Origin of the sequence: Gemmobacter nanjingensis (genome assembly GCF_014652195.1) — a bacterium.
Taxonomy (GTDB): Bacteria; Pseudomonadota; Alphaproteobacteria; order Rhodobacterales; family Rhodobacteraceae; genus Gemmobacter; species Gemmobacter caeni.
In genome coordinates, this window is the sequence record NZ_BMYI01000007.1 from 214,402 (window position 1) to 220,842 (window position 6,441).

At 63.4% G+C, this 6,441-nt stretch carries 8 protein-coding genes; 2 read left to right on the forward strand and 6 right to left on the reverse strand.

Annotated features, from left to right (window positions below):
• Nucleotides 1-63 precede the first annotated feature (63 nt).
• The 6 genes from IE126_RS13450 to IE126_RS13475 all read right to left on the reverse strand — a co-directional run bounded on the left by IE126_RS13450 (nucleotide 64) and on the right by IE126_RS13475 (nucleotide 5,535).
• On the reverse strand, nucleotides 64-1,338 hold the full coding sequence (locus IE126_RS13450) for an ABC transporter substrate-binding protein (RefSeq protein ID WP_189381310.1): 1,275 nt from the start codon (nucleotides 1,336-1,338) through the stop codon (nucleotides 64-66).
• A 24-nt stretch (nucleotides 1,339-1,362) separates the two neighbouring features.
• Nucleotides 1,363-2,196 (reverse strand): carbohydrate ABC transporter permease, encoded by an 834-nt coding sequence (locus IE126_RS13455; protein ID WP_189381311.1) that lies wholly within the window; start codon nucleotides 2,194-2,196, stop codon nucleotides 1,363-1,365.
• Nucleotides 2,186-3,058, reverse strand: a complete 873-nt coding sequence (locus tag IE126_RS13460; protein ID WP_229825488.1) for a carbohydrate ABC transporter permease — start codon at nucleotides 3,056-3,058, stop codon at nucleotides 2,186-2,188. The genes IE126_RS13455 and IE126_RS13460 overlap by 11 nt, the downstream gene beginning before the upstream one ends.
• Before the next feature lie 55 nt (nucleotides 3,059-3,113).
• The gene (locus IE126_RS13465; RefSeq protein ID WP_054302107.1) at nucleotides 3,114-4,121 is read right to left on the reverse strand and encodes a LacI family DNA-binding transcriptional regulator; all 1,008 of its coding nucleotides are present in this window, start codon (nucleotides 4,119-4,121) and stop codon (nucleotides 3,114-3,116) included.
• Between the two features lie 264 nt (nucleotides 4,122-4,385).
• Nucleotides 4,386-4,967 carry an RBBP9/YdeN family alpha/beta hydrolase gene (locus IE126_RS13470; protein ID WP_229825490.1) on the reverse strand — a complete coding sequence of 194 codons (582 nt, stop codon included), beginning with the start codon at nucleotides 4,965-4,967 and terminating at the stop codon, nucleotides 4,386-4,388.
• A 94-nt stretch (nucleotides 4,968-5,061) separates the two neighbouring features.
• Nucleotides 5,062-5,535: an Lrp/AsnC family transcriptional regulator gene (locus IE126_RS13475; protein ID WP_189381312.1), complete on the reverse strand. Its 474-nt coding sequence runs from the start codon at nucleotides 5,533-5,535 to the stop codon at nucleotides 5,062-5,064.
• Nucleotides 5,536-5,837: 302 nt separating this feature from the next.
• Between IE126_RS13475 and IE126_RS13480 the strand changes: the two genes are divergently transcribed.
• Both IE126_RS13480 and IE126_RS25960 read left to right on the forward strand, forming a co-directional pair.
• Nucleotides 5,838-6,077: a hypothetical protein gene (locus IE126_RS13480; RefSeq protein WP_229825491.1), complete on the forward strand. Its 240-nt coding sequence runs from the start codon at nucleotides 5,838-5,840 to the stop codon at nucleotides 6,075-6,077.
• Entirely contained in the window at nucleotides 6,074-6,313 is a 240-nt protein-coding gene (locus IE126_RS25960; protein WP_229825492.1) for a hypothetical protein, read from the forward strand. The genes IE126_RS13480 and IE126_RS25960 overlap by 4 nt, the downstream gene beginning before the upstream one ends.
• The last annotated feature ends 128 nt before the right edge of the window (nucleotides 6,314-6,441 follow it).

Genomic DNA, 6,441 nt, shown 5'->3' on the forward strand with positions numbered 1-6,441 from the left:
TCGTGGAATTCGGAAAAGGGGAAGGACGGCGGGGCCATGACAGCCCCGCCCGAAGCCTGAGGGTCAGGGCAGCAGCGGTGCCACCCGTTCGGAGATCGCGGCCACCGCCTCGGCCGGGGTCTTGCGACCCATGACGGCAAGCTGGACTTCCTCAAGGAACAGCGCCTGCGCGCGGGCGGCTTCGGGGAAGGGCGGGAAGGCACCGCGCGCATTGGCCAGCGCCTCAGCCTCAATGGCGGCCAGCGGGTTCTTCTCGATCAGCCTGGGGTCCGAGAAGGTCGAGACCCGCGCCGCGCCATTGCCGTTCAGCGCCATGCCCAGCGTGGTTTCTGGTGAGGAAACCTGCCTGATGTAGCTCCAGGCCAGATCCTTGTCCCTGGCATTGGCCGGGATCACCATGGCCCAGGCCTCCACCACCGCCGCCATCGGAGTCTTGCCGACCAGTCCCCCCGTCACCGGGAAGCCCACCGCCTTGATGCGGCCGGGGAATTTGGATTGCTCAGGATTGTTGAGCTGCGCCGCACGGGCAAAGGGCAGCACGGTGAAGGCTGCACGCCCCTGCTGCATCCAGGTGACCTGATCGTCATTCTTGGTGGTGGCATAACTGCGTGGCAATGAGCCGTCGGCGAACATTCCCGCAAGCACCGTCAGTGCCTGTTCCATCGCGGCGGGATCGGGCAGCAGCCTGAAATCCTGCGTGAGGAAATCGCCACCGAAAGCACGGGCAAACATCACCGGGAAGACCGCCAGATCCGAGGCCAGCACCATGCCGGTCGCGATCTTGTCGGCCGAAATCTTCTGCGCCTGCGCGACCAACTCCTCCAGCGTGGCGGGCGGTGCGGTGAAGCCCGCCTGCTCCAGCAGATCTTCGTTGTAGAACAGCGCCTGCGTCGCCGTGCGCACCGGAATGCCGATCAGCTTGCCGTCGATGGTCATGCCTTTGATCAGACCGGGGGCCAGATCCGCGAAATCGGCAATCGGGTCTTTTTCCTGCCAGCCATCCAGCGGCTCGAACAGACGTGCGATATCCGAGGTGGGGCGGTTGTCGACCATGTAGCCCACGCTGAATTCGGTTTCCGGCAGGCTCGCCTCGCGGAACAGCCGGTCCATCAGCGGGTTGGAATCGAAGGTGGTGAAGGCCAGATCGGCGTCATTGGCCGTTTTCCAGCCCGCCATCAGATCGCCCTCACCCTCGCCCAGAACCGCCTGATGGACCCGGTGACTGAGGATATTCAGCACCTTGCCCGCCGCAAGGGCCGGGGCTGCGGCCAGCAGCGCCAGCGTCCCGGTTGCGCTGGCCAGAAATCCGCGGCGGTTCATCTGCATCGGTCTTGTCATGGTGTCTCCTCCCAGAAACATGGATCAGCCTTTGGTGGCACCGGCGGTCAGCCCGGCCACGAGGTAGCGGTTCATCAGGATCACGAAGGCCAGAACCGGCGCGAGCTGGACGGTCGAGGCGGCGAACAGCACTCCCCAATCCACCCCGTCGATCGAGCCGATCATCTCGGAAATCACGAGCGGCGCGGTCTTGGCATTGGTCCCGGTGAAGATGAAAGCGAACAGGAATTCGTTCCAGGCGAAGACGATCACGAAGACCGCCACCGCAAGGATACCGGGCGCCGCCAGCGGCACGATCACCCGCCACAGGATTGTAAGCCGCGATGCACCGTCGATGGCCGCCGCCTCGTCCAGATCGCGGGGGATCTGGTCGATGAAGGTGCGCATCAGCACCGTGCCCAGCGAAACGAAGAAGGTCGCGTAAAGCACGATCAGCACCAGATGGGTGTCGGCCAGCCCCAGACGGTTCACGATGGGAAACAGCGGCAGCGTCACCACGATGGGCGGGATCAGACGCACCGCGATCAACCCGACGACCGACAGGTCCAGCCAGCGCGCGGCATGGCGCGAAAAGGCATAGCCCGCGCAGGTCGAGGCCACGACGGCCAGCACCGTCGCCCCGATGGTGATGAGGAGCGAATTCCAGAGCCCGCGGAAGAATACCCCCCATTGTGCCCAGAGCGTCGCGTAATGCTGCAAGGTCGGCTCGAAAACCCATTGCGGCGGCACGGCGAAGATGTCCTGTCCCGGCTTCACCGACGAGGCGACGATGAAGACGATCGGGAACAGCGACCAGACAAGGATCGCGGCCACGGCCAGCGTCTTGCCAATCGGAACGAGAAGGGATTCAGCGCGCATTCTTCACCTGCCGACGCAAGAGCCAGATATAACCGGATGCCAGCACCAGCGAGGCGATCACCATCAGCAGGGCCGTGGCCGAGGCGGTGCCGAAAGCGTTGTAGCTGAACGCCTCCTGATACAGATAAACCGCCACCACTTCGGTCGAGCGGGCCGGGCCACCCCCGGTCAGCAGCCAGACTTCGGAAAACATGCGGAACGCAAAGATATAGCGGAACAGCAGCGCCACGATGATCGCCGGCCCCATCAGCGGCAGCGTCACCCTCCAGAAGCATTGCAGCCGCGTGGCGCCGTCGATCCGCGCCGCCTCGTACAGGTCGGCAGGCATGGCCAGCCGGGCCGCATAGAGGATGACGAAGGTGAAGGGCAGATGCATCCAGATGGTCAGCAGGATGATCATGATCATCGCATGGCTGGGCTCGTAGGACCATTCGAGCACGGGCAGACCCAGCGCCTGCAAGGCAAGCGTGACCGGGCCGATGTCCAGATCGAACAGAAAGCGCCACATCGCGACCGCGACCACCTCGGACACCGCATAGGGCGCCAGAACGGCAACCAGCAGGAAGCGGCGGAACTTCACCCCGCTGTTGAACAGCAGCGCCATCCCCAGCGCGACAAGCATTTCCAGATGCACCGCGACCACCACGATGATCACCGTGTTCCACATTGCACTTCGGAACGCCGGGTCCGACAGGACGCGCAGATAATTCTGCCACCCGACGAATTCCGGTGCCTGACCGAAGCTCGACAGATGAAAGCTCAGCCAGACGACATAGAGCGCTGGCAGGATCACGACGCACAGCAGCAACAGCTGCACGGGCGCAAGCAGGGGTATTACCCCCAGAAACCTGGTCTTCCTCACGGCATATCTCCCCGACCGGCGCGAGGCCGGTCTCTCCTTCGGTCGGCCGGTCCGGTCAGGCCGGAACCGCCCCCACGGAATCGCGGCGTTGCAGCGGCGCCTCCAGCACGATCCGGGCCGGTGCTTCCTCGGAACCGTCCATTCTTTCCATCAGCCTGGTCCAGGCCGCAGCCGCGATGTCGCGGATCGGCTGGCGTACGGCAGAGAGCGGCACCTTGCGGGCCGTCATCCAGGCGTAGTCGTCAAATCCCACCAGCGAGACCGCCCCCGGAATGTCGATTCCGCGCTGTGCAAAGGCGGTCAGAACCGCGAGTGTGGTCACGTTGGTCATTGCGATCACCGCTGTCGGATGGCTGTTCCGGGCCAGCCATGCCTCCAGCCGGGCCGCCCCGGTTTCCACGTCGGGACCAAGCTCGATGATCCGGGGCGGCTGGCCTGCGTGGTGATGGCAGGCTCCGCTGATGCCACGGATACGCTCGGCAATCGGACGCAGGGCCGCGACGGAGGCCGCGATCAGGATATCCCGGTGCCCCAGATCCAGCACATGCTCGGCCGCCTCGCGCCCGGCGGCATGGTTATCCACTGTCACGGTGTCGACCGGCAGGTCGTCCTCACCGATACGGTCGACCAGAACCATTGGCAGGCCCGGAAATTCGCGGCGCAGATTTTCGGGGATCTGGTTGGTGCAGGGCACTGCGATCAGGCCCGAAGGCTTCCACCCCAGCAGCGCGTCGAGCTGCGCCCTTTCGTGGCGGGCATCATCGCGCGAGGTGGCGACCAGCACCTGAAAGCCGTCAGCCTCGGCCAGTTCCTCAAGATGCGACACCAGCGAGGCGAAGAATGTATCCGCGAGGCTGGGCACCAGCACGCCCACCACCCGCACCCTGCCCGACCGCAACTGCGAGGCGGCGATGTTCTTCTGATAGCCAAGCGCGCGGGCGGCGTCCTCGACCCGCTGGATGATATCGGGGCTGACGGATTTCCGCCCGCTGAACGCATTGGAAACCGTTGCGATCGACACGCCCGCCTGTGCCGCCACATCCTTGATGGTGATTCTTGACACGGCGCCTCGCTTGGCAAAACGTTTAACTTCATTCGTTAAACGTTTAACCTTCACTGCAACCTTCTGTCAACCGGGATCTTTCGCCGGGACGTTTTGCGGGACATCCGATGCTCATACTTATGCGACCGGACCTTGCCGATCCGGCCGCATGGGGATGTCAAATTCCCGGAGCAGCCGCCCCGAACCCGTGATCTGCCGCACATTGTGCAGAGCGAACCGTTTCGCGCGGCCACGGCAGGCAGCATGCCGGTCCGTGGCTGAAGGTCACAGCCAGAGCCCGCCCTCCTTATGCGCCATCCGCCTCGACGCAGAAGCGAGCGGCTCCGGGCGCAGCATGGCGGCCAGGGCTTTCCCCTGCGGCCAGGGCCCATAGCCCGAGGCGACATTCACATGACCGGCGTCGCCCAGATCAACCAGTTGCGCCCCCCACACACCGGCCAGCGCGCTGGCGCGTTCAAACGACATCCACGGGTCATTGCGACTGCCCACGACAATTGCAGGCAGATCCAGCGATTGCTCTGGAATGGCGCCAAAATGGCCGATGTGATCATTTCCCGCCGTCTCCGCCGGTGCCACCAGCAACGCCGCCGACACGCGCAGATGCGGCCATTTCGTCAACAGCCGCGCGATCAGCACCGCACCAAGCGAATGACCGACAAGCACCGTATCGGGATGTTGCAGGATTGCGCCCGCAAGCTCAAACTCCCAGACCTCGGGCGAGGGATGATGCGGAAAGGACAGATCTACCATCTGCGCATGGGGATCGGTCTGCGCCCACCAATGCTGCCAGTGCGGCGCGGGTGAGCCATCAAGGCCGGGCACGATCAGCGTCTTGGTCATGGTCATGGCGGGCTCCTTTCCTCGGGTTGCACCAGATAAATCTATCAATCTTGTCGTGATTTTGTTTCCAAAGACTCCCCCCTTGCAGGAAAAATCCTTCTCAGCGGCTGCGGGTATCCACCGGATAGGCGGTGGTGAACTTCATCCGTTCCATCGCAAAATGCGAGGTGACATTCCTGATCGGCACCGCATCGGTCAGCCGTTTGTACAGCGTGTCGAACGCCGTCATGTCCGGTACCGCGATGCGCAGCAGGTAATCCATCTCGCCCGCCATACGATAGACTTCCATGATCTCGGGCAGGCTCGTCACTGCCCGGGTGAAGGCCGCACGCCAGTCTGCGCCATGATCCGGCGCCTCGATCCCGACGAAGATGGTCAGGCCAAAGCCCAGCTTGGCCGGATCGGCCATGGCCACCCTTGCAGTCAGCACGCCACTTTCCTGAAGCCGCTGGATACGCTTCCAGCACGGCGTCTGCGACAGGCCGACCTTCTCGCCGATCTGGGCCAGAGGCAGTGTGGCGTCCCGCATGAGTTCGGCCATGATCTTGCGGTCGATCAGATCAAGTGCCTCCATCTTTGGTCCTCCTGACGGGATGAGCTGCGATGAACTTCCGGGCCAACATCTCCAGCATGGCAGGGTTTGAAGAAATGTCTATATATTTGATCGTGATTTTTTGCGGCACTCAGATTGCTCACAAGATATTGATTCTTTTATCTTAAAGAACGGGCCTTCAGCCAGAAGAGCGCCCGCAGCAGGAAAATTCCATATACACGATAAAAATGAACGTGAATTTTCTCTGGAAATACTCGATCAAGTATGTCGTTATTAATGAACAACGGCGGCAGCCCGCCGCCCCAAGCAAAGGAGATCGCAAGATGACCGTATTTGCCGCCCATGCGCAGCCCGTGTCGATGCACAAGATGCAAGGCGATCTGCGCACCTGTGCCGTGCGTCTGGTCGACCGGCGCACCGGCGCCCTGCACCGGATCAACGGGAGGCCGCTGACCCTGTTCTCGCGCCGTCCGGCCGAAGCCGCAGCAGAATTGCTGGAGGGGCGCGACCCTGCGGTCTGGGAAGCACTTATCGAACCGCTTGACCCGCTGGCACGCCGATGACCATGGCCTTTCCTGCCATCCCGCTGGGGCTTCTGCCCGTTTTCCCTCGTTTTGCCGCGCATCGCCCGGCCCCCGAAACGAAAGAGACCGACATGCTGATCACGATCAAACTCGCCGGAACCGTCACTGCCCAGGGCCTGAAAGTGGCCGAACTGAATGACGGCCGTGTCACCATCGAAACCGGGCGCGAGCGCCTGACCGGCTGGCCGGTGCCGCGCGTGATGCGGGGCAACTGACCACCGCGCAGGAGTGCGGCCTGCGCAACTGCCGCCGGGGCCTTCTTGGCCCCGGCGGCTCCCGGCATTCAGCCGGGCCGCGCAAGATCAGGGGGGCGTCCGCCCGTTGAAGGTCAGACGAAGATCAT

Excerpts from the sequence above, each read along its gene's own strand:
- IE126_RS13450 (WP_189381310.1), bottom strand. The coding sequence starts at position 1,338 with ATGACAAGACCGATGCAGATGAACCGCCGCGGATTTCTGGCCAGCGCA.
- IE126_RS13455 (WP_189381311.1), bottom strand. The coding sequence starts at position 2,196 with ATGCGCGCTGAATCCCTTCTCGTTCCGATTGGCAAGACGCTGGCCGTG.
- IE126_RS13470 (WP_229825490.1), bottom strand. The coding sequence starts at position 4,967 with ATGACCATGACCAAGACGCTGATCGTGCCCGGCCTTGATGGCTCACCC.
- IE126_RS13475 (WP_189381312.1), bottom strand. The coding sequence starts at position 5,535 with ATGGAGGCACTTGATCTGATCGACCGCAAGATCATGGCCGAACTCATG.
- IE126_RS13480 (WP_229825491.1), top strand. The coding sequence starts at position 5,838 with ATGACCGTATTTGCCGCCCATGCGCAGCCCGTGTCGATGCACAAGATG.
- IE126_RS25960 (WP_229825492.1), top strand. The coding sequence starts at position 6,074 with ATGACCATGGCCTTTCCTGCCATCCCGCTGGGGCTTCTGCCCGTTTTC.